19 protein-coding genes are annotated in these 25,586 nt (G+C 63.6%); 7 read left to right on the top strand and 12 right to left on the bottom strand.

The window, feature by feature from the left end:
• Positions 1 to 33 precede the first annotated feature (33 nt).
• The 4 genes from I2I05_RS01815 to I2I05_RS01800 all read left to right on the top strand — a co-directional run bounded on the left by I2I05_RS01815 (position 34) and on the right by I2I05_RS01800 (position 5,613).
• On the top strand, positions 34 to 1,719 hold the full coding sequence (locus I2I05_RS01815; protein WP_196280491.1) for a M28 family peptidase: 1,686 nt from the start codon (positions 34 to 36) through the stop codon (positions 1,717 to 1,719).
• Positions 1,716 to 3,107 (top strand): LutB/LldF family L-lactate oxidation iron-sulfur protein, encoded by a 1,392-nt coding sequence (locus I2I05_RS01810; RefSeq protein ID WP_196280490.1) that lies wholly within the window; start codon positions 1,716 to 1,718, stop codon positions 3,105 to 3,107. The genes I2I05_RS01815 and I2I05_RS01810 overlap by 4 nt, the downstream gene beginning before the upstream one ends.
• Before the next feature lie 66 nt (positions 3,108 to 3,173).
• Positions 3,174 to 4,232 (top strand): hypothetical protein, encoded by a 1,059-nt coding sequence (locus I2I05_RS01805; protein ID WP_196280489.1) that lies wholly within the window; start codon positions 3,174 to 3,176, stop codon positions 4,230 to 4,232.
• A gap of 253 nt (positions 4,233 to 4,485) precedes the next feature.
• A complete protein-coding gene (locus I2I05_RS01800) occupies positions 4,486 to 5,613 on the top strand; it encodes a TlpA disulfide reductase family protein (protein WP_196280488.1) in 1,128 nt (375 codons plus the stop codon).
• A 5-nt stretch (positions 5,614 to 5,618) separates the two neighbouring features.
• Here the strand turns inward: I2I05_RS01800 and sdaAA are convergent, their stop codons facing one another.
• The 4 genes from sdaAA to I2I05_RS01780 form a co-directional block, all read right to left on the bottom strand.
• Positions 5,619 to 6,527: an L-serine ammonia-lyase, iron-sulfur-dependent, subunit alpha gene (gene sdaAA, locus I2I05_RS01795; RefSeq protein WP_196280487.1), complete on the bottom strand. Its 909-nt coding sequence runs from the start codon at positions 6,525 to 6,527 to the stop codon at positions 5,619 to 5,621.
• A gap of 130 nt (positions 6,528 to 6,657) precedes the next feature.
• Positions 6,658 to 7,905, bottom strand: coding sequence for a hypothetical protein (locus I2I05_RS01790; protein WP_196280486.1), 1,248 nt, complete (start codon positions 7,903 to 7,905; stop codon positions 6,658 to 6,660).
• 132 nt (positions 7,906 to 8,037) lie between these two features.
• Positions 8,038 to 8,499, bottom strand: coding sequence for a peptide-methionine (R)-S-oxide reductase MsrB (msrB, locus tag I2I05_RS01785; RefSeq protein WP_196280485.1), 462 nt, complete (start codon positions 8,497 to 8,499; stop codon positions 8,038 to 8,040).
• A 106-nt stretch (positions 8,500 to 8,605) separates the two neighbouring features.
• On the bottom strand, positions 8,606 to 9,145 hold the full coding sequence (locus I2I05_RS01780) for an RBBP9/YdeN family alpha/beta hydrolase (RefSeq protein ID WP_196280484.1): 540 nt from the start codon (positions 9,143 to 9,145) through the stop codon (positions 8,606 to 8,608).
• 40 nt (positions 9,146 to 9,185) lie between these two features.
• Between I2I05_RS01780 and I2I05_RS01775 the strand changes: the two genes are divergently transcribed.
• Positions 9,186 to 10,721 carry an NAD(P)H-hydrate dehydratase gene (locus I2I05_RS01775; protein WP_196280483.1) on the top strand — a complete coding sequence of 512 codons (1,536 nt, stop codon included), beginning with the start codon at positions 9,186 to 9,188 and terminating at the stop codon, positions 10,719 to 10,721.
• A 2-nt stretch (positions 10,722 to 10,723) separates the two neighbouring features.
• Here the strand turns inward: I2I05_RS01775 and I2I05_RS01770 are convergent, their stop codons facing one another.
• From I2I05_RS01770 to pafA, 4 genes are all read right to left on the bottom strand, one after another.
• Positions 10,724 to 11,572 carry a UbiA prenyltransferase family protein gene (locus tag I2I05_RS01770; protein ID WP_196280482.1) on the bottom strand — a complete coding sequence of 283 codons (849 nt, stop codon included), beginning with the start codon at positions 11,570 to 11,572 and terminating at the stop codon, positions 10,724 to 10,726.
• Positions 11,573 to 11,642: 70 nt separating this feature from the next.
• On the bottom strand, positions 11,643 to 12,326 hold the full coding sequence (locus tag I2I05_RS01765; RefSeq protein WP_196280481.1) for a DUF6766 family protein: 684 nt from the start codon (positions 12,324 to 12,326) through the stop codon (positions 11,643 to 11,645).
• A 76-nt stretch (positions 12,327 to 12,402) separates the two neighbouring features.
• Positions 12,403 to 12,963: an inorganic diphosphatase gene (locus I2I05_RS01760; RefSeq protein ID WP_196280480.1), complete on the bottom strand. Its 561-nt coding sequence runs from the start codon at positions 12,961 to 12,963 to the stop codon at positions 12,403 to 12,405.
• Between the two features lie 78 nt (positions 12,964 to 13,041).
• Complete coding sequence (gene pafA / locus I2I05_RS01755) at positions 13,042 to 14,751, bottom strand: alkaline phosphatase PafA (RefSeq protein WP_230688078.1); 1,710 nt, start codon at positions 14,749 to 14,751, stop codon at positions 13,042 to 13,044.
• Positions 14,752 to 14,850: 99 nt separating this feature from the next.
• Here pafA and I2I05_RS01750 point away from each other — a divergent pair, with 99 nt between their 5' ends.
• Positions 14,851 to 15,564, top strand: a complete 714-nt coding sequence (locus I2I05_RS01750; RefSeq protein WP_196280479.1) for an HAD family hydrolase — start codon at positions 14,851 to 14,853, stop codon at positions 15,562 to 15,564.
• A 90-nt stretch (positions 15,565 to 15,654) separates the two neighbouring features.
• Here the strand turns inward: I2I05_RS01750 and I2I05_RS01745 are convergent, their stop codons facing one another.
• On the bottom strand, positions 15,655 to 17,715 hold the full coding sequence (locus I2I05_RS01745; protein ID WP_317192300.1) for an FG-GAP-like repeat-containing protein: 2,061 nt from the start codon (positions 17,713 to 17,715) through the stop codon (positions 15,655 to 15,657).
• Between the two features lie 176 nt (positions 17,716 to 17,891).
• On the opposite strand from I2I05_RS01745, the gene I2I05_RS01740 reads away from it, so the two are divergent.
• Positions 17,892 to 18,206, top strand: coding sequence for an HAD family hydrolase (locus tag I2I05_RS01740; RefSeq protein WP_196280477.1), 315 nt, complete (start codon positions 17,892 to 17,894; stop codon positions 18,204 to 18,206).
• A 57-nt stretch (positions 18,207 to 18,263) separates the two neighbouring features.
• Here the strand turns inward: I2I05_RS01740 and I2I05_RS01735 are convergent, their stop codons facing one another.
• The 3 genes from I2I05_RS01735 to I2I05_RS01725 form a co-directional block, all read right to left on the bottom strand.
• The gene (locus I2I05_RS01735) at positions 18,264 to 21,008 is read right to left on the bottom strand and encodes a right-handed parallel beta-helix repeat-containing protein (protein ID WP_196280476.1); all 2,745 of its coding nucleotides are present in this window, start codon (positions 21,006 to 21,008) and stop codon (positions 18,264 to 18,266) included.
• Positions 21,009 to 21,931: 923 nt separating this feature from the next.
• Positions 21,932 to 22,303 carry a T9SS type A sorting domain-containing protein gene (locus I2I05_RS01730; RefSeq protein ID WP_196280475.1) on the bottom strand — a complete coding sequence of 124 codons (372 nt, stop codon included), beginning with the start codon at positions 22,301 to 22,303 and terminating at the stop codon, positions 21,932 to 21,934.
• A 207-nt stretch (positions 22,304 to 22,510) separates the two neighbouring features.
• Positions 22,511 to 25,426: a T9SS type A sorting domain-containing protein gene (locus tag I2I05_RS01725; RefSeq protein ID WP_196280474.1), complete on the bottom strand. Its 2,916-nt coding sequence runs from the start codon at positions 25,424 to 25,426 to the stop codon at positions 22,511 to 22,513.
• Between the last annotated feature and the right edge of the window lie 160 nt (positions 25,427 to 25,586).

The raw sequence follows: 25,586 nt of genomic DNA, 5'->3' as shown, positions 1-25,586 counted from the left end.
GTGCTATCTGCTGCCCCTCCTTTCTTGTCTTGCATGAAAATTATTTTACTGTGCGGGCTGCTGGCTCTGGCCCAGGCGCTGCCCGCCGTTGCCCAGCAAAAACCGCTCGTCAAGGTTAAAACCAAGACCAAAACGAAGGCGACGGCCAGCACGCCCGCCGCGCCGGACTGGGCCCAAACCTACGCGGCCACTATTCGGCCCGAGGAGTTGCGCGCGCACCTGACGGTGGTGGCGTCCGATGCTTTTCTGGGGCGCGAGGCGGGCCAGCCGGGCCAGAAGCTAGCGGCCGAGTATCTGGTAAAGGAATTTGCGGCGCTGGGCCTGCAAGGGCCCGTGACGGGCAGCGACAACCCGTATTTGCAGCACTTCCTGCTCACGCGCGGCAGCCACGCGGCGGGCGGCTATTTGCAGGCCGGGGGCCAGCGATACGAGTGGCTGAGCGACTTTTTCAGCTACGGCCCTATGTTATCCACTTTTCCCACGGAAACGGTATCGCAGCCGGTATTTGTGGGCTTTGGGGTGGAGCAGGGCGCGTACTCGGATTACGCTGGTCTGGATGTGCAAGGCAAGGACGTGGTGGCCATCATGGGCGAGCCGCAGGACGAGCGGGGCCGCAAGCTGCTCAAACCCAACGGCCGGGCGGCCGACTATTGGGATTCGGGGCTGCGCAAAGCCGTGCTGGCCAAAGCCAAGGGCGCGCGCAGCATTTTCCTGATGACGTTTGCCCCCGCGGAAGCCTTTCGAAAACAGGGCGCGGCCTTTACCGCGTCGCTCCGCGAACCGGCTTTTGGACTGACCACTCCCGGTCCGGCTATTGTGGACACCGTGCGGGAAGACCTTCCTGCGGGCATCGGCGTGTACCTGACCTCGCAGGAGCTGGGGCTTAAACTGGCCGGCACGACCCTGCCGGGGCTGCTGGAATACGCCCGGGCGCTGGGGCGGGCCGGCAAACCGGTGCGGCCGTCGTTCCAGCCGCCGGCCATCACCATTCACTTGCCGCAGCCGCAGGAACAGCTCACCACCGAAAACGTGCTGGGCTACCTGGAGGGCACCGATAAAAAGGACGAAGTGCTGGTCATCTCTTCGCACTACGACCACTTGGGCGTGAAAAATGACACGATTTATAATGGGGCCGATGACGACGGCTCGGGCACGGTGGCGGTGCTGGCCCTGGCCAAAGCCTTCGCCCAGGCCAAAGCTGAAGGCCACGGCCCGCGCCGCAGCATCCTGTTCATTGCCATGACAGCCGAGGAAGAAGGACTTTTCGGGTCGGAATACTACACGGCCTACCCCGTGGTGCCACTGGCCAACACCATTGCCGACCTCAACATTGACATGGTAGGCCGCACCGACCGCAAGCACAGCGCCCGAAGGCATTTTGTGAACATCGTGGGTTCGGATAAGCTGTCGTCGGAGCTGCACCGCATCAACGAAACGGCCAACCGCACCTACACCAAGCTGGAGCTGGACTACCGGTACAATGTGCCGAACGAACCGGAGCATATTTACTATCGGTCTGACCATTACAACTTTGCACGGCGCAAAATCCCGGTTATTTTTTATACCACCGGGGAGCACGCCGACTACCACAAGGCCACGGACGACGTAGAGAAAATCGAATTCGATAAATTGGCCGAACGCGCGCAGCTGGTTTTTCACACCGCCTGGGAACTAGTCAACCGCGAGCAGCGCGTTGTGATTGACTCCAACAAGCCATGACCAATCTCCCAAAATCCACTCAATTCCAGCTCGACGCCGAAGCCAAAGCCTTCGACCGGGAGCACCGCCGCAAAATCCGGTTCAACATCGGCAAGTACGACGCGGCCGTGAGCGCCGGCATGAAGCTCTACGACCAGCACGAGCTGGCCCGTGACCGCGGCGCCTACCTCAAGGCCACCGTGCTCGAGAAGCTGGACGAGTACCTGCTGCAGTTTGAAGCGGCTTTCACGGCGCGGGGCGGCAAGGTGATTTGGGCGCGCGACGCTGCCGAAGCGCTGGCCGAAATCGGCAAGCTCACCAAGGCCCGCAACACCAAAACGGTGGTGAAGGCCAAGAGCATGACCACCGAGGAAATTCACCTCAACAAGTACCTGGCCACGCAGGGCATCGAGTCCGTCGAAACCGACCTGGGCGAGTACATCGTGCAGCTGAACGGCGAGCGGCCCTACCACATTGTGACGCCGGCCATGCACCTGAGCAAGGCCGATATCAACAACATTTTTGTAAAGCACCTGGGCACGAAGTCGACCGACGACGCGCAAGAACTGGTGCTCACGGCGCGGCACCTGCTGCGCAACAAGTACACCGCCGCCGAAGTGGGCGTGACCGGCGGCAACTTCTTAATTGCCGATGCCGGCGCCGTGGCCGTGACGGAGAACGAGGGCAACGCCCGCCTCTCGGCCACGTTTCCGAAGCTGCACATTGCGGTGGTCGGCATCGAGAAAGTAATTCCGAAACTGACCGATTTGGACCTGTTCTGGCCGCTGCTCAGCACCAGCGGCACGGGCCAGCAAGTCACGGTGTACAACACGGTGTATTTCGGCCCGCGCCAGCCCGGCGAAGTGGACGGCCCCGAGGAAATGGTGGTCATTCTGCTCGATAACGGCCGCACCAACCTGCTGGCCCAGCCCGACAAGCGCGCCGCGCTGCGCTGCATCCGCTGCGGCGCCTGCCTCAACGTGTGCCCGGTGTACAAGAACATTGGCGGGCACACCTACGAAACCACGTACTCCGGCCCCATCGGCTCGGTCATCAGCCCGCACTTGAGCGGCCTGCCCGAGCACAAGCACCTGAGCTACGCCAGCAGCCTGTGCGGCGCCTGCACCAGCGTGTGCCCGGTACGCATTCCGCTGCACAACTTGTTGCTGCTGAACCGCAAGCAAAGCGTGGAAGAAGGCTATGCGCCCACCGAAGAACGGATTGCCATCGGCCTCTGGAAGTGGAGCATGCAGCACCGCTGGGCTCTGGATGTGCTGCCCGCTACCATCAAGGACTGGAGCCTGGGCCGCCTGCTGGGCCAGGTGGGCTGGAGCAAGCGGCGCGAAGCCCTGGCCGTGGCCCCGGCCTCGTTCCGGCAGCTGTGGAAGCAGCGCGCCGGCACTCGCTAGCCAAGGCAAAGCGCTGACTGTTCGGCTTTTTGGCGGCGTTGTGCGTAACAGGCATTTTTGCCGTCTATGCACCCTACGTTGCTGCTGGCCTTGCGCGTGTTTACCGGCTTGGGCGGAGTCATACTGGTCATCACTACCCTTTCGGCGGCCATTCGCTCGTTTGTGCTGCCGCGCAACGAAGTGGTGCCCATGAACGTGAAGGTGTTTGTGAGCGTGCGCGTCATGTTTGAAATGGCGGCAAAACTGGTTAATTCCTACGAGCAGCGCGACCGGATTATGGCGCACTACGCGCCGGTGGCGTTGGTGGCCCTGCCCGTAGTGTGGGAGGCACTGGTCGGCCTGGGCTACACCAGCATCTATTGGGCGTTGGGCGAAGGCAGTTGGGCCCGGTGCTATGAGCTAAGCAGCAGTTCCTTGATGACTCTTGGCACGACCGATACGCGGCATGTGCTGGTGGCAGCCCTCACCTATTCCGAGGCCACGCTGGGCCTGTTGCTGCTCACGCTGCTCCTCTCCTATTTGCCCACCATCTACCAAGCGTTTTCACGGCGCGAGGTGACGGTGGCGCTCCTGGAACTGCGGGCGGGTACGCCGCCCACGGCCTCGTGCCTACTGGGCTGGCTCAACCACGACGGCTCGGTGCAGAACGACGACCAGCAGTGGGCCGAGTGGGAACGGTGGTTTGTGGAGATTGAAGAAAGCCACACGTCCTTGCCCATTCTCACCTTTTTCCGGTCGCCGCAGCCCGGCCGTTCCTGGGTAGTCAGCAGCGGCCTGATTCTGGACACGGCCGCGCTGCTCTTTGCCGTGGTGGACGCCCCCCGGCCCCGGCAAGTCGAAATCACCTTCAAAGCCGGCTGCCTGGCCCTGAACCGGGTGTACCGTTTCTTTAACGACAAAGCCCAGGCCGAACCAACCGACCTCATGCCCGAAGATGGATTCGAGAACCCCGACCGGACCGACTTCGAAGTAGCCTGCCACGAGCTGGAAGAGAAGGGCTTATCGTTGCACGAGGACCGGGATGCGGCGTGGGCACGGTACCACGAACTGCGCAACCGCTACCGTATGGCCTTGCAGTTTTTGGCCCGCCTCACCATGGCGCCGGGGCTGAAAACCAACGATTAGCGCGCGCAGCCACCGGGCCGGACGGCGGCCAAGCAGAGCAAAGCCCATTTTTTCCTTTCCGTTGAACCCGAACTGACTGGTTTTCCGGCCCTAGATTGTGGGCCGGCGTCAGGACCGTTGCAGAATATTGTTTGGGCCGGGCTAATAATTGGGGGCTGCCCGCCGTTGCTATTGCCAATCCTACTTGGTGAGTTAGCCGACAACAGCATTAATGAGCTGACTAACTGCCTTTCTCCTTTTCAAACCCGGCCACATGACAAAGTACCTACTTGGCATTTTACTAGTTGTATCCGGCTTTCGGGCTACCGCCCAAATCCCTTATCCCTTTGCCGTGAAGGGCCGCATTGGCCACCTCAACGCGCCGGCCAAAGTCTATTTGGTGCGCGGCTTTCAGGTGCTGGATTCGGCCACCCTGAAAAATGGGGTTTTTGCCCTAAAAGGCAGCACCGAGGTGCCCTCACAAGCGCAACTGGTGCTCCAGCGCAACGGCCGCCGGCCCGACCTGCAACGACTGACCGGCAACCGCATTCAACTCTTTTTGGAACCCGGCCCGGTGGTGGTGACCAGCACCGACTCGCTGCCCCTGGCCAAGCTGGCGGGCGGGCCGCTCACCCGCGACTACCTGCGCCTGGATGCGGCCCTGCAGCCGGCCTTCAGCCGCATAAAGGCTACGGGCATCGAATACCAGCGCGCCACCGAGGAACAGCGCAAGGCGCCGGCTTTTGCCGAGCGCATGCAGCAGGTATTCGCCGCCACCAACAAGGAGATTTACCAGCAGCAAGCGGCATTTGTAAAGGCCAACCCCGCCTCGTGGGTGAGCCTGGAAGCGCTTCAGCAGATGGGGTTTATGCAAGAGCCTCGGTATGCCACGGAGGGCGCGCTCTACGAGGCCCTGAGCCCCGCCCTGAAAGCCAGCCGCCCAGGCCGTTCCTATGGTGAAATGGTGCAGGCCCTCAAAAACGTAGCAGTGGGCGCGCTGGCCCCGGCGTTCACGCAGCAAACCCCGGAGGGCAAGCCCGTGTCGCTGGCCGACTACCGGGGCCGCTACGTGCTGGTCGATTTCTGGGCCAGCTGGTGCAAACCCTGCCGGGAAGAAAACCCCACGGTACTGAAAGCCTACAACGCCTTCAAAAGCCGCAACTTCGAGGTGCTGAGCGTATCGATTGATAACAACCGCGACAAGTGGCTGAAAGCCATTACCGATGACCAGTTGCCCTGGATGCAGGTTTCCGACCTGCAAGGAGTCGGCGGCGAGGCGCCCCGGCTCTACGGCGTGCGTTCCATCCCGCAGAATTTTCTACTCGACCCGCAGGGCAAAATCCTGGCCGTGAACCTGCACGGAGCCGAGTTGGAAGCCGCGCTGGCCCGCTTTATTAAGTAACTGGGCTAGGCTTCATCGGGGTCGTCGGGCAGGATGTTCACGTCCTGCACAAGCACCATTTTCTCTATTTCCTTGCCGCGCTTGGTAGCGGCCAAGCCGCCGAGGGCCGTTTCCTTGTAGCGCGTTTCCATGGCCTGGCCCACTTCGCCGAGGGCGGCCACGCACTGGTCGACGGGAATAACCGGGTCGATGCCGGCGATGGCAATTTGGGCCGACGAAAAGGCGATGGCCGCCGCCGAGGCGTTGCGCACCACGCAGGGCACTTCTACCAGGCCGGCCACGGGGTCGCACACCAAGCCCAGCATGCACTGAATGGTGACGGCCACGGCCGCAAACACCTGCTCCACGGGCCCGCCGAGGCAGTACACAATGGCGCCGCTGCCCATGGCCGCCGCCGACCCGGTTTCGGCCTGGCAGCCGCCCACGGCCCCGGCCAACGACGCATTTTGCTCAATAATGAGGGCAATGCCAGCCGCTACCAGCAAGCCCTCCAGAATCTGGCGGTCGCTGAGCTTGTGCAGGTCCTGGATGGTGACGAGCACGCCGGGCAGGATGCCCGAGGCGCCGGCGGTGGGCGCGGCCACCACACGGCCCATGCAGGAATTCACCTCCTTGGCGCCCAGCGCGCGGGTGATGAGCTGCTTGAACTCGGGCGAGAGGACGGTAACGGGCGAGGCGGCAATCTTCTTGGCGCCGTTGTTTATCATGCCCGAGCGCGAGGTCATGTCGCCGGTCAGGCCTTCGTGCACGGCGTCGCGCATCACATCGTAGGCGCGCTGCAGGCCGGTCCAGATTTCGTCTTCGGTGCGGCCCTTCTGTTCGATTTCATAGGCCAGCACGGGCTGGTACAGCGGCTCACCGGTGGCGGCGCAGTGCTCGCCCCAAGAGGCGAAATCGTTGAAGAGAAGGGACATGGTGGGGGTGGGAAGGTGGATATAAAGAAGTAAACGCAAAGCCCCGGCTGAAGGTGTCTTCAGCCGGGGCTTAAAGCTACGGGATTGGCGCATGGTGGGGCGGCATACCGCTTTTTGGCCGAGCTCAAAATTATAGCTGCTGCCAGCGGGCCTGCCAATGCCGGTTACCGGCGCGCAAGTATACCAAATACAACCCGGCAGGCAGGTTGGTGGGCAGCGGCAGCACGCCACGTGCAGCCTGGGCAGGCGTGCTCGTTAGCACAGTCACCCGGCGGCCCAGCTGGTCGAAAACAGCTCCGTGCGGTGCCGCCGTCCCGGTTTCTAGCAGGATTTGGGCCGTGGTGCCCGCTTCGCTGGGGTTCGGTACCACGGCCAGGGGCCGAAGTGCCGCTGCTCCGCGGCTGCTCGTCACCTGCTGGTAGTTGAATAGCACCCGCGACACATTCACAAATGCGCTGCCCGTCCAGTCCTGGTTCGTCAGCGAGGCTAGGTCGCCAGCGGCATTGTAGGCGTACAAATTCTGTGAATCAACAACCCACGCGTTATTAACCCAGTTGTCGGTGGTCACTACCGAGGGCCGGCCCTGCGCGTCGTACTGGTAAGTGTCGCGGGTGGAGTTGGTATAAACGCCGGTGCTGGACGCTATTTGGTTTACTACCTGTTGCACCTTGTTAGCCGCATTGTAGGTGTAAGTACTGCGGGTCGAAGGCGCCCAATTGGTCCCGTTATTGGTGCTGGTTTGGGTTTCCTGCACCGATACCAGATTCTGGGCATTGTAGGTGTACAAGTCGCGCGATACAGACAGGAACGTCCGCGCCGTATAAAGCTGGTGGAGCACCTGAGTGCGCTGGCCGGCCGCGTTATAAGTATGGGTGTTGCGGCTCACCGAATCGAAGGGTACGCTGGCGGCGCTGCCCGCAGGCCGGGTCAATTGCCATTCCCAGCGCACCTGGGTGGGAGTATTATAGGTATTCACCAAGACTGAAAACGGCCCATACGTAGGTTGTTGAAACTGGTCAATCGTGTCAGTTAGTACCAGCCCAGCAGAGTTGTAGCGCAGGCGGCTGGCTGAAGAAAGGGTCCAAGCATTGCCGTTTTTCAGGTCGGTTTCAATCAGCCCGGGCAGCAATGGGGCATAGTAGCGCGAGTACCGGGCGCGCGAAAAGTCGACCCAGTTCCCATTAGTGTAGTTCTGGAATATGGCCTCCTGCAATTGCGCCGCCGTGATTTGCCGCACGAACGCACCGGGCACTAATCCGGTTGCCCGGTTGCTCAGGCCCCCACCCGAGGCAGTGGGCAGGAGAATATTGGTTTGGGCCGAAGCTGTCGCTCCCGCCAAAAACAAACCTGTCACGATGGAAAGAGATAGTTTTAACATAGCATAATGGATTTAAGGATAGAAAAAATTAAAGCCTGGCCGGGCAGCAGATGCTGCCCGGCCAGGCTTTAATTTACAAAATACATCGGATATATTATACTAATGCCAGATATATTATATTAATCTGGGTCATCAGCCGTTGGTGTGCTCTTCTTGTTGCACCAGTTTGACGCTGGCTGAATTGATGCACAGGCGCAGGCCGCCGGGGGGCGGGCCATCGGGAAAAACGTGGCCCTGGTGGGCGTCGCACACGTTGCAGAGCACTTCCACGCGGGTCATGCCGTAGCTGGTGTCCTTCTTGTAGCGAATGGCGCTTTCGTCGACGGGCTGCGTGAAGCTAGGCCAGCCGGTGCCCGACTCGAACTTGGTGCGTGAGTCGTAGAGCGGGGTGCCGCAGCACACGCAGGCGTAGAGGCCGGCTTCGTGCGCTTCGCAGTACTCGCCGGTGAAGGCGCGCTCGGTGCCGTGCTCGCGGGTGACGTGAAACTGCTCGGCGGTGAGCTGCTGGCGCCACTCGGCGGGGGTTTTCTCTACCCGGCGGGGCGAAGGTGTGGGATTATTGGCGAGGCGGATGACGTCGTTCCAGGTTTGCATATCGGTGGGGGTTCGGGTTAGCTATAAGTGGGTAATGGGTAAACGCAGCCGTGGCCGGGAGGTTTGCCAATGCCTGCTACAGAACCGCTGGAGAGCACGCTGGTTTTTACTCCCAGTCCCGAAGGAGTTCCAGGCCATCGGGCCAAGGGCCGTGGCCGCTGGCCGCATTAATGTGCCCAGCATCGCCAATGTTTACCAATTCGCTGCCCCAGGCTTGAGCAAACTGTTGGGCCCGTGTTAGGGTGACCCACTCGTCCGATGTGCTGACCACTACTGTGCTCGGAAACGGCAGCGGCTGCAAGGGCATGGGGCCAAACCCCGTGGTGGGAAAAGCCCTGTAATGGGCAGTGTCTACGTCGCTCGGGGCTACCAGTAGCGCCCCTTTGATGAGGTGGCCATACTTCGCCGCCCAGTGCGCCACGGTCACGCAACCCAGGCTGTGGGCAATGAGCACCACGGTGCGCAGGTCTTCGCCGGCCAGCGCGTGCTCCAAAGTGGTTACCCATTCTTCGCGGTCGGGGGCATCCCACTCGCGTTGCGCAATGCGGGTGAAAGCGGGGTTTGCGCGTTCAAATTGGGTTTGCCAATGGTCGGGGCCAGAATTGCCAAGGCCCGGCACGATGAAAAAGCGGGTAGTTTGTTGCATATTCAAAAGTAGCTGCCTTGCCTTCTTTCCCATCCGCCCCATGATACTCCTCACCGCCGCCCAAACCCGGGAGCTCGACCAAGCCACCATCGAAGAGCAGAACATCACCTCGGCTGAGCTAATGGAACGGGCCGCCGAGTCCTTTGTGCAGTGGTTTCGGGGCCGCTACGCCACCGCCAGCGCCGGGGAAATTCTGGTGCTGTGCGGCCCCGGCAACAACGGCGGCGATGGCCTCGCGGCGGCTCGGCTACTGCAGCAAGCCCATTACGCCGTGCGCGTGGCCCTACTCCCAGCCGAGCAGCACTCCGCCGACTGGCGCCACAACCGCCAGCGGCTAACCGCCGCCGTGCCGGTGACAGACATCAGCGCCGCCCACCTCCCCCACATCGCGCCGCACACCCTTGTGGTTGATGCCCTGTTTGGCACCGGACTTTCTCGGCCGCTGGAAGGACTCCCCGCGGCCCTGGTTGCCCACCTAGCTGCAGCCGATGCCCGTGTGGTGGCCGTGGACATTCCGAGTGGGCTGTTTGCCGATGCGCCCCAACCCGCCGACAGCGCCGTGGTACGGGCCGAACACACCGTCAGCTTCGGCCTGCCCAAATTGGCGTTTCTATTACCTCAGAATGCAAAATTCGTGGGCGAGTGGCACGTGGGGGATATTGGCCTAAGCCAGCAGTTCATCGCCAACGCCGCTTCGCCCTGGCATTATACGGACGCGGCGGCCGTGGCCGGCTCCCTGCCGCCCCGCTCCCGGTTCAGCCACAAGGGCACGTTTGGGCACGCACTTTTGCTGGCCGGAAGCCGGGGCAAAATGGGCGCGGCGGTGCTGGCGGCGGGCGCCTGCCAGCGCGGCGGCGCGGGGCTGCTCACAGCCCGCGTGCCCGGCTGCGGCTACGACATCTTTCAAATCAGCGTGCCCGAAGCCATGTGCCTGCCCGACCCGCAGCCGGACGTCATCAGCGAACTGCCCGACTTAACTCCTTATCAGGCCGTAGGCATCGGCCCGGGCCTGGGGCAGGAAGCGGCCAGTTTAGCTGTGTTGCGGCAGCTCCTGAGAGATTCGGCCGCTGCTCCCGGTCGCTCCCAGCCGATGCCGCTTATCATTGATGCCGATGCACTGAACCTACTGGGGCAGCACCGCGAGCTGCTGGACTTGCTGCCCGAAAACACCGTGCTTACCCCGCACCCCAAGGAGTTTGAGCGCCTCACCGAGCCTGCGCGCGACGACTACCACCGCTTAGAACTGCTGCGCGACTTTGCCCAACGGCACCGCAGCCTGGTGGTGCTCAAAGGCGCCTATTCCTGCCTGGCCACGCCCGGCGGCGAGTTGCATTTCAACAGCACCGGCAACCCCGGCATGGCCACCGGCGGCAGCGGCGACGTGCTCACCGGCCTGCTCCTGGCTCTGCGCGCCGATGCCCGACTCCTACCCGCTGATGCCGTGCGGCTAGGGGTATATGCCCACGGGATGGCGGGCGACCTTGCCGCCCACGAAACCGGCGAGGCCGGGCTGATAGCGGGCGACATCGTGCGCCAACTCGGCCCGGCGCTGAGCCGGTGCAGTCATTTGATTTAGAATCAGAACACGAAGTACGCGGCGGCCTGCACCAGCAGCAGCCCGTCGGTGAGCAGGGCGTAGAAGTAGTCGCCTCGGGTTTCTTCGGTGGCGCTCACCACGCCGGCGGTGAGCGCACCGGGCAGGAGCACGGCCAGCGGTGGAGCGCCCCGCACCAATCCCAGCCCCATCGAAGCCACCAGGAACGCCAGCGCCAGCCGCCGGGCTCCGGCCACACCCAGCACGCCCGGAAAGGTGCGGGTGCCCGCCCGCCGGTCGCGCCCATAGTCGCGAATATCGAACACGATGGTAATGACCATTATCAGGCAAAATCGCTGCGCGGCTAAGCCCGCTCCGGCAGCCACCGGCTGGTGCAGGAACAGTAGGGGCAGGCCCACGGTCACGGCGGTCCAGACGGTGGCAATCACAAAGCCTTTTAGCAGCGGCACTTCGCGCAGGGCCCGGGGCCGCCCGCGCCACGGCCACAGCGGCCACGAATACACCAGCGCCAGCACCACCAGCGGCAGGAGCAAGCGCCAATAGTGCCACCATCCGTCCACGAAAAAGAAAAAGCCTGCCACCAGCGCAGCCCCGCCCGCCAAGCCCACCAGCAGCAAGCGGTGGCGCTGCTGCCAGGCCTTGCGGGCAGAAGTGCCGGCGGGCTCACGGTGCTTGAAGGGCAAGGCCGCATCCAAGTTGTATACCAGCAGCGTGGCCGCAAATACCAGCCCCACTAGCCGGTACCCGCCGGCGTTCAGGGGCGGCCATTGGTGCAGGGTGGCCGCCGTTTGGGCAGCGGCGGCGGCGGCCAGCCACGCGCTGCTGTAGAGCACGGCATCGAGCACACGGGCCGGAAGGGAGCGGCCTGGCACGGCAGGAGAAACAGACAGAAGCGAATGGGCCACGGGTAAATTTAGCGCCGCGGCCGCAGTGTGAGGGCAGCTACCGGCCGGTTTCCGAGTGCGCTGCATCCACGGGCTTGCTTTCGGGCGAGCCGTGCTGGCGCAGAAAGATGCTCAGCCCCACAATGCTCACGATGCTGAGGAACTCGCTCTGCCAGTTCTGCAGAGATTCGAACCAGAAGCGCGAAGTGGCGAAGTACGTCCAGACGTTCACGGCCGCTTTGCCCTGATGCACTTGCTCGATGCTGTACACCTCGGCGCCGCCCTTAGCGTGCAACCACACGGAGGCCAGAAACAAGACGAAAAAGGCGATGCTGAGCGAGTTTTTGTAGAGGGCCAGCACCCAGCCGCCGCGCCGCACGGGCCAGGGCGCGCCTTCTTTGCGGGGGTCGGGTTCAGCGTCTACGTCTTCCTCTTCGTAGAGCTTTTTCGATTCGGAAGAGCCTTTCTGACGCAGCCATACGGTGAGCAGCACGTAGAGGGCCATCTGCAGAAACTCGCTTTCCCAATTCTCAAACGTGGCTTCCAGGAAATGGCCCGAGGTGAGGTATTGCCCGGCGGTGAGTTCGGCCAAGCCCATTTCCCGAAGCTCGTCGTTGTAGTCGTACCAACCGGTGACGAACTGTCCGCCCAAGCTCAGCAGTATCAGCAACCCAACGACTAAAAGCAAACTGTTTTCGTAGCAAAAACGCCAAAAAGGCGAAGCAGGACGCGGGATGGTCATGCTTCGCCTTTACGTGAAAGGGGCCCCAGAAGACGAATAAGGCCAGTTAAGCCCATCCGTGAGACGCCTTGCGCCCCTATTTCATGGCGTACTGCTCGCCGAAGGTGGCTTCGTAGAGCTTGATGCTGTCGTTGATGATGCGGTAGGCGTCTTCCTTGCCCATGAAGCGCTCCACGGTGACGTGCTTGTTGTGCTCCAGGGCTTTGTAGTCCTCAAAGAAGCGCTGCATTTCCAGTAGGGTGTGCGGCGGCAGGTCGCTGATGTCGTTGTAGTGGTTCACGGAGATATCGTGGGCGGCTACGGCGATGATTTTATCGTCCTCCTCGTCCTGGTCCACCATCTGCATCACGCCAATAACCTTGGCTTCCACGAGGCACATGGGCACGATGTCGACGGAGCACAGCACCAGAATGTCCAGCGGGTCTTTGTCGTCGCAATAGGTCTGAGGAATGAAGCCGTAGGCGGCCGGGTAGTGCACGGCCGAGAACAGCACGCGGTCGAGCTTCAGCAGGCCGCTTTCTTTGTCGAGCTCGTATTTGCCCTTGCTGCCTTTGGGGATTTCGATGATGGATTGCACAACCTGAGGGTTGTTGTCGCCGCGCGACACGTTGTGCCAGGGATTGAAATGGTTGGCCATGTAACTAGGATTGATTGAGATAAGACAGCAGTAAAGCGCCCCTTCCCCTATAGGAAGAGGGCTTAGGAAAAAAGTAACTTATTTGAGCACCTCCACCAAAGGAACCCCGGAAGCTCCGCTTGGTTCCTGAATGTGCAGGAAGCGCGCCATGGTGGGCGCAATGTCCACCACCTTCACGGGGGCAGCCGATTCGCCGTGCTTTACGTGCCAGCCCCAAAAAAGTAGGGGCACGTGCGTGTCGTACGACCACGACGCGCCGTGGGTGGTGCCTTTCACCACCGGATAGGTGTAGGCTTCGAGCCAGCCGGGCAGCAGCACGGCCAGCACATCGCCCGAGCGGGGCGCGTAAAACCCGTTTTCCTGGAGCATGCCGGTGCCTTCGCTCCAGTGAGCACTTTGCAGGTCGGCGGCGGTGCGGGTTTGGGCCACGCCGGGCAGGGCAAGCAGCAGGGTGGCCACTTCGGCTTGCACTTTAGCCAGCTCAAGGCCTTTTTTGGCCAGCAACGGGCGGTTGAGGTACACCTGCAGGTTGTCGAAATCGAGCACCCAGTTGCCGGCCCCGTGCAGGCGGGTGAGGCCGCGCTGCACCGAGTCGCGCATGGGGGCCACGCCCGCGCCGCCGCCGGGCAAGCGGTGCTCCTTCAGGAAGCCCACGGCATTGGCCGCGCCGTGGTCGGCGGTGAGGAACACCAGGGACTGGCCCTTGCCCACGGTTTTATCGAGCTGGGTGAGCAGGCGGGCCAGGTCGCGGTCGAGGCGCAGGTAAGTGTCCTCGGCCTCCACGGAGTTGGGCCCGAACCAGTGCCCGATGTAGTCGGTGCTGCTGAAGCTTACCGTGAGCATGTCGGTGATGCCGGGGCGCTGGCCCAGCTGCTCGGCTTGCACGGCCGCCAGGGCAAAGTCGGCGGTGAGCGAGTTGCCGAAGGGCGTCCAGCGAATGAGGTCCAGGTTTTGGGTGGGCCGGGGTTTTTCTTCGTCGGCCGTCTTCAGGATTTGGGCACCGGCCGCCGTGGGCGTGGCGCTGAGCACGGGCAGGTTGTGCGGAAACACGGGCTTGTCTTCGCCCTTGAAGGTAATTTCCCAGGGTTCGTCGTCGGGAGTGCTTTCGGTGTAGGCGCTGAGCGGCAGCAGCGTTTCCCAAGGCTTGCTCAGGTACTGCGCGGGGTGGCCTGCGTCGTTGAATTTGGTGACCCACGCCGGCAGCTGGGTTTGGTAGAAGGTGCTGGTAATGAAGGCGCCGTTGGCGCCGTCGTACCAATAGGCGGCGTTGGCGGCGTGGCCGGCGGGCAGGATGCTGCCCCGGTCCTTGATGCACACGCCGATGACCTTGCTCTGGAAATTGGTGGCCAGCCGCAGCTCATCGCCAATGGTGGTGCTGAGCATGTGGCGCGGCGACATCTGCCCCGCCCCGCCCGTACCGCCCACCGACTGCACGGTTTTGTCGTCGGTCACGTACGTGCCTTTGCCGGTCTCGCGCTCAAACCAGTTATTGCCGATGATGCCGTTGACCGACGGCGTGGCCCCGGTGTAGATGCTGGCGTGGCCGGGCCCGGTGTAGGTGGGCACGTAGTTGTAGTTGCAGCTTTCGAAGCTGAAGCCTTCGCCCAGCAAGCGCTTGAAACCACCCGAGCCCAGCTTGCTCCAGTAGCGGTAGAGGTAATCGTAGCGCATTTGGTCCACCACAATGCCTACGACGAGTTTGGGGCGAGGCAGTGGTTTGGCAGCTTTCTGGGCAAACGCCGGGACGGCCATCACTGCCGCCACGGCAAAAGCAAATATCTTTTTCAATCGAAATAAGGTAAGTCTAGCGGCGGCAAAGATACCCCCGTCCGTCTTCAGTCCAGCTTACGCGGCCCCGGCGCGCGGTTATCGTTCTGCTCATTCCCCATGAAACCTACTCTCCTCTTCGACCTAGACGGCGTCATTGTCGACAACACGCCCTACCAGGCGCGTGCCTTTCAGTTGCTGTTCCGCGACCTTGGCCTCACCACCAATGCCCGCAAGCTGCTGGCCCGCCTCAACGGCATGCCCGCTACCAACATCCTCAAAACGGTTTTCCGGCATCCCGTGCCCGCCAAGCAGCTCAAAGACTACGCCGGGCAGCGCGAGTTTCTCTACCGCACCCTGTACTGGAGCAAGCGCCGCGCCATGCCCGGCCTCGTGGCCTTCCTGGAAGCAGCGCGCGCGGCCGGCTTCAAAATCGGCCTCGGCACCGGCTCTCCGCCCGAAACCATCAGCTACATCCTCGACCACCTCGACCTGCGCCGCTACTTCGACGTCGTCATTGGCAAGGACGACATTGCGCGCGGCAAGCCCCACGCCGACACCTTCTCCGTGGGCGCCGCCAGGCTGGGCGCCCGCCCCGAAGACTGCGTCGTGTTCGAAGACGCCGTACTGGGCGAGCAGGCTGCCTATAAAGCTGGCATGCGCTGCGTAGCAGTGGCCTCCACCCTGCCGGCCAAGGCGTTTCAGAACCCCCTCACGGTTATTAAGGACTTCACCGGCTTCACCCCCAAGCGCCTACTGGAGCTACTTGAGCAGCAGCCCACCGCCCCCAAGCCCGATAAGCAGCGCGCCCAGCGCCAGTATATGCAGCTTTAGAAACCGGGGAGCACAGGCAGTTCTGCTGCACTCTACTTAGTAATGAGTAATGAGTAATGATGCCAAGCTTGTCCGCCTGCCTCAACTAATCTATTCTATCACCACATGCCGGGTTTCGGTGTGCACGCCAGCTTGCAACCGCACCACGTATATCCCTGCCGATAATTGAGAACCGTCGAGATTGACCTGGGCTCCGCCGGCTGGTAGCGATACCTGCCGTTGCTGCATGGTCTGCCCCAGCATATTCAGCAGCGTAATATGCGCCGTGGCTACGCCGGCTACCGGCGGCACCACCACCGTGAGGCGACCATGACTGGGACTTGGATACACAAGCAGGCCAGCCGTGGGACGCTGCGGGGCAGTAGCCAGCGCACTACTAACTATGAATTGGGTACTACTTGTGAGAATGCCCTGGGGAGTGGTGATGGTGACTGGCCCGGAAGTGGCCCCGCCGGGCACCCGCACCCGCAACAGGGTAGGCGACACGACACTGAAGTCGCCCGCTGGCACCGGGGTGCCGTTGAAGCTCACGGCGCTGGCCCTGGTTACGTCGGTTCCGCGCAGCAGGATGGCCGCCCCTATCGAGCCGCTTGCGGGGTTGAGCGCGGTATGCAAACTGGAAAGCTGATTCAGCCGCACGCTCACAGTGCCGGAGCCCCCGCCCGAGCCGCTGCCGCTGTTGTTGTTATTAGCCGTTATCAGGTCCAGGGTGCCATCCCCGTCTACGTCGCCCAGTGCCACTGCCCACGGAAAGCTGGCGCCCACCCCCGGCTCTGCCGTGAAAACAGGCTCCACAAATATTCCGCTGCCAAGGCCGGCGTTCAGGCGCAGGGTTACCGTCGCGGTGTTGTTGTCGTTGCCAATCAGCATATCCAGGTCGCCATCACCGTCCACATCGCCAAGGGCAATATCGAGGGGATGGCGCGAAACGCCCATGCTTTGAAAGGCGCTGAACCCATTGCCCATGTTATTGAGCCAGGTATCAACGCCGTCCGTCGCGCCCCCTTTGCTCACCACCAGGTCGGGGTAGCCATCGTTGTTGATGTCACCCAACGTAGCGTTGCGTGTAAAGGCTCCCAGGCTGAAATCCGCATTCGCAGTGGGAGCCCCGAAGGTGCCGCTGTTCAGGCCGCTGTTTAGCCGAACACTCGCCACGTTGGTGTTGCCGGCACAAATCGCTACCAGGTCCAGGTCCCCATCCCCATCAATATCACCCAGTAATACCTGGCTGGGAACTGTTCCAACAGAAACTTCAGCACTATTAGCGCCTACCCAGAAAACCCCGCTGTTGACCCCGTCATTCCGGCGAATGCTGACGGTATTACTGCCCGCATTCGCCGTAAGGACGTCCAGGTCGCCGTCGCCGTCGATGTCGCCTAACGCCAAGCCGACCGGGACGCTGCCCACGGAAACGCTGGCCTGATTGGGGGGCACAAAGAAGCCACTGTTCACCCCGTTGTTCAGGCGGATGGCCAAGCTGCCGTTGACCAATGTTGCCAACAAATCCAGGTCGGTGTCTCCATCAATATCCCCCAGGGCCAGGCGGACCAGGCCCGGCGAACTGCCCAGCGGGAAATCAGCACTCTGGCTGGCGGACACGAAGTTCCCACTGTTCAGACCGCTGTTCAGGCGCACGCTCACCACATTTTCGCCGGTACCTACTAGTAGGTCGAGGTCGCCGTCGCCGTCCACATCGCCCAGTACCAAGCTGGATGGGCCGGTGGCAACGGGCACGAGGCTGGGCTTGGCAGCCGGGGGAGCAAACGTGCCGCCACCAAATCCGTCGACTCCGGTTGTGAATTGATAGCAGTAAGGTATTGCCGCTATCCCTCCCGTGCTCTGCACCGTGGCGGGCACGGTTACCTGCACCGTTTCGCCGGGCAGAAAAGGAGTGGTTGGTGCGAAGACAATAGTACTGCCATTGGCACTAAAAGTGCCGGCTTTTCGGCCACCAGCCCGCACCGAATGCACCTCTACTGTCCCTGCCGAAACCGAGGCAACAGCTTGCGACAAAGTGATGCTCACCGGAGCCGTACGCGGTGCCGCCACGGCGCTGCGACCAGGCTGCAAACCGGTAACAACGGGGGACTGGGCGCAAGCAGCGGAGCCAAATAGGAGAAAGTAGGCAGTGGGCAGAATTGATTTGTGCACGTAAACCAGCAAGATGTAACGATAAGCAAACGGCAATCCACAGGAAAGGCCGCCCACCCTGCAAGCTACGCTACCGCACCGGCCCAAACCACATTCCTAACTACAAAAGCATTGTCTGTCAGAAGTGAAATTTTTGCTTATAGCCAGGCAAGTTGCTTACTCCACCGTGAGGCGCAGTGCCATGCTCCCCACCCGCACACGTACACGCCGATACCTTCTCGGTGGCCGCCGCCAGGCTGGGTGCCCGCCCCGAAGACTGCATCGTGTTCGAAGACGCCGTGCTGGGCGAGCAGGCCGCCTACCGAGCCGGCATGCGCTGCGTGGCCATCGGCTCCTCGCTCAACGAGAAAGACTTCCAGAACCCCCTCGCCTACCTAAAGGATTTCACTGGCTTCACGCCCGCGCGGCTGCTGGAGCTAATCGCGCAACAACCCAAAGCCCCCAAGCCCGACAAGCAGCGTGCCCAGCGCCAGTACATGCACCTGGAATAAACCCAAAAAGGCCCCGACGCAGAGCGCCGGGGCCTTTTCAGAAACGTAAAGCTGCCCCTATTCCACCACGAGGCGCACGGCCTGGGTGCCGGTGCGCACCACGTACACGCCCGCCGGCAAGTGGGCCGGCAGCACGAGCGCCGCCGCGCCCGCCGCATTGGCCGTGGCCGCGAGCACCGCGCGGCCCACGGCGTCGAACACGGTGACCGGGGCGCCGGCGGCCGCGCCGGTCACCGTGGTGGCCCGGGCCGGATTGGGCGCCAGCACGAGGCGGCTGGCGGCCGGGCCCGACAGGGCGACGGTGCGCACCGGCGAGTAGCTGAAAGTGCCATCTACGTCCACCTGCCGCAGGCGGTAGTAGAGCGCGGAGGCGCTCGCCGGCCGCCGGGCATCGAGCCACTCGTAGGCGCGGGCGCTGCTGCTGGTGCCCGCCGCGGCCACCGTGCCGATGCCGGCGAACGTGCGGCCGTCCAGGCTGCGCTCCACCTCGAAGCGGGCGCTGTTCTGCTCGGTGGCCGTGGCCCAGGCCAAGCGCACGGCGGCGGGGCCCTCGGCCGTGGCCGTGAAGGCCGTGAGCGCTACCGGCAGCGGCGCGGAACCGGTGTGGGCAAAGAAGCCCGAAAAGCCTGTGACCGGGAAGCGCACTTCCCAGCGGGTGGCGGCGGCGTTGTACGTCACGGCCGTGGGGGTAATAAAGACCTTGGCTGGCCCGGCGCCGGCCCAGCCGGTGTAGCTGCCCGGCGCGCCGGTGGCGCTCGTGCCGTGGAACTGCGTCAGGCGCAGGTTGGCCGCGTAGCCTTCGGGGTCGGCGGCCGAGGTGGGCAGCGCGGGCCGGCCGGCGCGGGCGGCGTTGTAGTCGGCGAAATCGGCTTGGGTGAAGTAGAGCGTGAGCTCGGCCGTGGCCGTGGCGGCGTTGGCGGCCGGAGCGAGGTCGTAGTAGCGGCGCACGTAGGGCTGGCGGTTGTAGGTGGGCGCCGTGGCCTGCACGAAAACCGTGACGACGGTGCGGCCGCGTAGGGTGTAGGCCCCGGCAGCGTTGAGCTGCAGCAGCTGGTTCACACAGTCGGAGTAGGGCAGGGAAACCGCGGTTTGCACCCCCAGCACGGTGGTGGTGGCCGCGGGAAGGTTGTTCGACGGCGCGCTGCTGCCCGCTACCTCGTAGGCGCCCAGGTCCAGCGCGCGCAGGCGGGGGTTGCCCAGCAGGTCGGTGGCCGGGGTCGTGCCCGTGCCTAAGTCCACGGCGAAGCTGCCGCAGGCTAGGCGCAGGCCGTCGTCGGCGGTGGCCCATAGGCCGTCGGAGCCAATAGGATTGGCCGCGTCCACGTAGCCGGGGGCCTCGGTGTAGCAGTTGCTGAGCGTGGCGTTAAGAACCGTGAGGTTCGGCGCCGTGCCCGCCGCGTCGCGCACGATGCAGTGGCTGACGGTGAGCACGTTGGTGGCATCTACCTTGTAGAGTTCTTCGCGGTTGAGGTCGTTGTTGTTGTTCGGGGTGGTGTTCTGGTAGAGGATGCAGTTGGTCAGGGTGCCCCCGGTGGCGGCGGCGCTATACAGGCCGCCGCCGAGGCTGCTGGTGCCCATGGCCGTGTTGCCGCTGAAGGTGCAACCGCTCACCGTGGGGTTGAAGCTGTTGCTGATGGACATTCCGCCGCCGTTGCCGCCAGTAATCGTGTTGCTGCTGAAGACGCAGTTGTTCACTTTGGCATTGTCGCCGCTGATGGACATACCGCCGCTGTTGCCGCTGGTAACCGTGTTGCTGCTGAAGACGCAGTTGCTCACCGTGGAATTGCTGCCGCTGATGGACATACCGCCGCTGTTGCCGCTGGTAACCGTGTTGCCGCTGAAGACGCAGCCGCTCACCGTGGAATTGCTGTTGCCGGTGCCACTGATGGACACCCCGCCGCCACTGCTGGCGCCGCCGGAGGTGTTGCCACTGAAGACGCAGTTGCTTGCTTTGAGGCTGCCGAGGTTGCCGAGGTTGCTGCCTATACCCGCGCCGTTGCCCCTGATGCCGGTCGTATTGCCGGTAAAGGTGCAGCTGCTCACCGTGGGGCTGCTGTTGGCAAAAAGGTACATGCCACCGCCGCCGAGGCTAGCCGTGTTGCCGCTGAAGGTGCACTGGCTCACCGTGGGGCTGCTGTTTTCGTTGTACATGCCTCCGCCACTACTGGCCGTATTGGCGCTGAAGACGCAGTTGCTCACCGTAGGGCTGCTGAAGAGGTTGGACATCCCTGCCCCAACGTTCATTTTAGGGGCGAAGCTCGGTCCGTCGGCCCGCCCGCCAGTCAGGGTAAAGCCGTCCACCACGCAGGCGCTGCCGCGCCCGTTGGTCACCAGCACGTGGTAGGCGTTGCTGGCCGTGGTGGTGGTAGTGGGGGTCGGACCGTCGTTGTTGTCAATGTCGGCGCTCAGGGTAGTGAGGTTGGCCGCGGGGTTGCGCTGGGCGGCAGCGGTTTCGGAGCCGGCAAAGCCGCCGTATAGCTTGATATCGGCCGTGAACAGGTAGATGGCTTGGTATCGTACGGAGGCTGGGTAGGTGGTCGGCACCTGGGTGGGCCGGTACGTGCCGGCCTTCACCCACACCTCGTCGCCGGCCACGGTGGCCAAGTTGATGGCGGCTTGCACGTCCTTCTTGGCCGTGTCCCAGCTGCGGCCGTCGCCGGTGTTGTCGGGTCGGGCCACGTTGACGTAGTACACGGTGGCGTGGGCGCGGCCGGAGAGCAGCAGGGCCAGCAGCAACCCGAACAGGACCAGAACGCGGCCCGCAAAGACCGGGCGGGCAACCAAAGAATAAAGTTGTGTCATGCAAGCAACTTGGAGTGCCACGTCCTGGAGGTAAGGCAACGGTCCTGTGCGTCACACAGAGACTTTTTATATGTTAGGGTTGAAGTATTTCCATCAAAGGTACAATCACCCCCCTACAGCTCGCAGTAAGTTGAAGAATTTCCTCAGCGAACTGCTTTATTTTCAGAAATAATGCCCACCTTTCCGGGGCAGGCCGCGTGGCCTGCCCGGTGCCCGGCAGCAGGGGCGGCTGGTCTTCTTTTTCTCACCAACCAATCTTCCTACCACTTCCATTACACCCGCCAAGCTGGCCGAAGCCCTCGACCACCTCAAGCAGGCCCGCGCCCTGCTCGCCCCCTACCTCCACCCCCTCGCCCCGGACGAGCGCCAGAACATCGTGAAAATGGGCGACAAGTCCATGGGCTACATGGGCAAGCTGCTCGACTACGCCGCCAACTCGCCCGCCTTCGTGCCCCCCTTCATCAGCTTCGAGGAGCTGGAGCAGGACGTGGGCGTGGCCACCGCCCTCCCCCCTCGAGAAGCTGGCCGAATAGGTCGCCCTCGACCTGAAAAGCACCGTGATGCTGGCCGGCTCCGAAACCATGAGCCAGGCCTCGCCGGTGTACTAAAACATCAAGTTTATGGCCCAGCAGCGCCAGCCCGGCGCCCAGGCCGCCTATGATGACCTGAGCCAACGCTTCCCCGGCCGCGCTCTCAAGAATCCCGCGCCCGTGTCCTAGCCCGGCGCTCCTCCATTGTAGCGTGGACTCTGCGAGTCCGCGCCCGCCGGAAAGAAATCCTCCGTTCATTCAGGCGCGGGCTCGCCGAGCCCGCGCCACCCGCCGGCCGCACTGCCCGGCCCCGAGCAAGCTCCGAACGACCAACTGGTGTTTAGGGGAAGGGCCGGGGGTGGGGTGACGAGGGGCCAGAGGCTGCTGAACGGCCTACTCCACCTTCAGGGTGCGCGCCGTGCGCAGGTCGCCCACCTTCACCTGCACCCGGTAGAGGCCGGGCGCCTTGCCCAGCAAGGGCACTTCGGCCGCGCCGCCGGTTTCGAGCAAGCTCACGGGCTGCTCAAACACCACGGTGCCCTGGGAGTCAATGAGCGTGACGGTGGCGCTGGTGGCCCCGGCCACCGCCGGCACCTGCACCGTAGCTCGGATGTGGGCCGGGTTGGGGTACACGCTCAGCTCGGCCAGGGGCTCGGCCGGGGCCTGGGCGAGGGCGGCGGGGCTGGCCAGCAGCACCAGCAGCGGCAGCGGCCAGGCCAAGTGGCGGCCCGCCGAAAGAAGCAAAGAAGCAGGAGCAATGAACATAGCAGCGGTGGAAATGGAAGCGCAGAGCCGGACCCTCCCGCTCGGCCGTAGGCCCGGGAGGGCTCCGTTGAACGCAGCCCTGCCCCCAACAGTATGGCCAGGCGGTCAGAAAATGCGCGGGTCGCAACCAACCACCTCGTTTTTAAGGCGAAAATCTAGGGCCTTCGCCCCTCTCAACTGCCCCCTCGGCGGGCACCTCACCGGCGACTACTCCACAGCCAGGCGCTGGCTCAGCTGCTGCATCCCCACCTGTGCGCGCACCTGGTAAAGGCCCGGAGCCAGGCCAGTGAGCGACAGGGGCGCCGCGCCCCCGGCCGCCGGCAACGGCACGAGTTGGGTGCGCAGAGAGCGGCCCAGCGCGTCCAACACCGTAAGGGTGGCGTACCGGGTGCCGGGCGCAACGGGCAGCAGCACCGTCACCGTGCCGCGGGCCGGGTTGGGATAAAGGCGTAGCGGGTCGGGGCCTTTGGCCGGCACCGTGGCCAGAGGCACCAGTGTGAAGTTCAGTCCGTTGGTGATGCCGCCGTGAGTGGTGACGGTGAGGGGCCCGGGCATGGCCCCGGCGGGCACCACCACCCCGCTAATCTGGGTGCCGGCCGCGTTCACGGTGAAGCCCGCCGTAACCACTTGGTTGGCAGTGCCCGTGAAGTTGACGGCCGTGGCCCCGCCCAAGTTGGTGCCCGTGATGGTGAGCGGAAGGCCGACGAGGGCGTGCGTGGGATTCAGCGAGGTGAGGATGGCCAGCAAGGGGTCGTTGTAGAAAGCCACGTGCGACATGAGCTTGCTGTTATCGGCCACTCCGCTGAGGTTGCCGCCAGCCACCACCTTGCCGCTCTTGGTGATGGCCATCGCGAGTACATTCTGATTCAAGCCGGTACCCAAGTCGCTCCATTCGAAATCGTCCCACTTGGCGGCGTACTGGGTGGACGCGGGCGGTGACGTGCGCTGGGTGTAGAACTGACCGCCCACGTACACGCTGCTGCCCGACACGGCAATGGCCCGAATGGTAGTATTCGGCGCTTTGGTCTGGCCCAGGCCGAGGGTGCTCCACGCCCTGCCGTTCCACAGCGCCAGGTTGGGCGCCGGGCGGCCGTCGGCCTCCGTAAAATAGCCACCGACATAGAGCACATTGTCGGCCACCGTCAGGGCCTCCACCCGGCTGTTGACGCCGGGCGTATTGCCGGTGCCCACGGCGGCCCAGGTTCGGCCGTCCCACTGGGCCAGGTACTGCACCAACTGCGCCCCAGGAGGATATACATGAAAGCTGCCGCCGGCAAAGAGCTTGCTGCCCATCACGGCCAGAGTTACTACTTCGCCCCGTAAGCCGTTGGTGGCGCCCATCAGCAGCGGGCTCCAGGCCGTACCATTCCACTGGGCAATGAAGTTGGCCTCGGCGCCGCCGGCTTCGGTGAAACTACCGCCCGCGTACAGCGTCGGCCCGTCCACGGCCAGGGCATACACCAGCTCGTTGGTACCCGCGCCCAAGGGGCTCCAGGTGGTGCCGTTCCACTTCGCCAGGTGCCGGGCCGGCACCCCGCCCGCAGCGGTAAAATCCCCGCCCACGAATAAGTCGGGCCCGGCCACCGCCAGGCACAGCACACCTTTGTTCACGCCGTTGGCCGGACCCGTGCCCAGCGTGTGCCAGGCCCGGCCGTCCCACCGGGCAATGTTGTTGGCCGACACCGCACCGGCCGTACCGAAGTAGCCGCCCACGTACACGTCGGGGCCCATCACCGCCACGGCGGCCACCACGCCCACACTGCTCAGGCCCAGGCCCCCGCCCAGCGAGTTCCAGCTTGTGCCGTTCCATTGCGCCACGTACGACGCGGCCACGCCGCCCGCTACCGTCAGTTCACCGCCCGCGTAGAGCGTGGTGCCGGCCACGCACAAGACATTCACTTGCGCGTTGGCGCCATTGGCTGCGGCAGTGCCTACCGCGCTCCAGGCCGTGCCATTCCAATGGGCCACCGAATTGGCCGACTGGCCCCCAGCCTGCGCAAAATCGCCCCCCACGTAGAGGCCACTGGCTGAAGATTCCAGCGCATACACAATGCCGTTGATGCCCGCGCCGAGCGCGGCCCAGCGGCTACCGTCCCAGCGCGCTATCCGCTGGGCTGGCACGCCGCCCGCTTCCCAGAACTGACCGCCCACAAACAGCTCCGTGCCCTGCACGGCCAGCGCGTTCACGCCACTGTTGGTACCCGCGCCCAGCGCACTCCACACCGTACCGTTCCACTGCGCCACGTGTTCGGCCGGCAAGCCGTTTGCCTTATTGAAGAAGCCGCCCACGTACAGCGTGGAGCCCAGCACAGCCAATGCCTTCACGACGTTGTTTACCCCGCCGCCCACGGCGCTCCAAGAGGTGCCATTCCACTGGGCCAGGTGGGAAGCTGGCAGTCCCCCGGCCGTGGTAAAGCCGCCGCCTACGTACAGCGTGGTACCCATCACCGCCAAAGCGTACACCTCATTTCCGACGCCCATGGCCGGGGCCGGCCCCAGGCTGCTCCACGCCGTGCCGTTCCAGCGGGCCATGTTGCTCACAGGCACCCCGCCGGCTTGGCTGAACCGGCCGCCTACGTACAATGTGTTGCCTATGATGGCCAGCGCATTCACCCGGCCGTTCACGCCGTTGGCCGCGCCGGTACCCACTGCGCTCCAGGCGGTGCCGTCCCACTTGGCTATGTGGTTAGCACTAACTTGGCCAGCAGTTGTAAACTCGCCGCCGATGTAGATGTCCGTACCTACGCGGAGCACGGCATGCACCACGTAGTCCGTGCCGGGAGTGTTGAAGCCCGCCTGCCAGTTTTCATCGCCGGCGCCGGCCGGCCCAGTTGTTTTGGACGGACGAAATACGGGCTGCCCATCGGCGGCTGTAAACATGGTGTAGTCGCGGGCACTGAAGGGGCCGGCCGCACCCTTGCGCAAGGTGCCATCCGGATTGAGGGCGGTGCTCAAGGCCGGGGTTTCGCCCTGAGCTATGCCGGCAACGCTCCCATTCTGCGCCTTGGTGGCCCCCATCGTCAGCACCCACATCCAGACCAGCAACAGCCCGCGACGGAAGTGCGCGCCCCTCCTGCTTGGCCACAATGCTTCCACTAAATCCCCGTCATTAGAACGTAGCATTTTAATCATAATGAGCTGTTTCTATTTTGCGCGGTTAAAGATAGGCCGCAGCCCATCCTAGCGACGCCTCGATGGATTGCTATTTGCCAAGTGCCTACCAAACGCACAAAAAAAGGCCCGTCTCCAGCGGAAACGGGCCTTTTGCGTTGTTCAATACCTA

This window comes from Hymenobacter jeongseonensis (genome assembly GCF_015694725.1).
Taxonomy (GTDB): domain Bacteria; phylum Bacteroidota; class Bacteroidia; order Cytophagales; family Hymenobacteraceae; genus Hymenobacter; species Hymenobacter jeongseonensis.
This window is presented reverse-complemented; position numbering and strand designations above follow the sequence as displayed.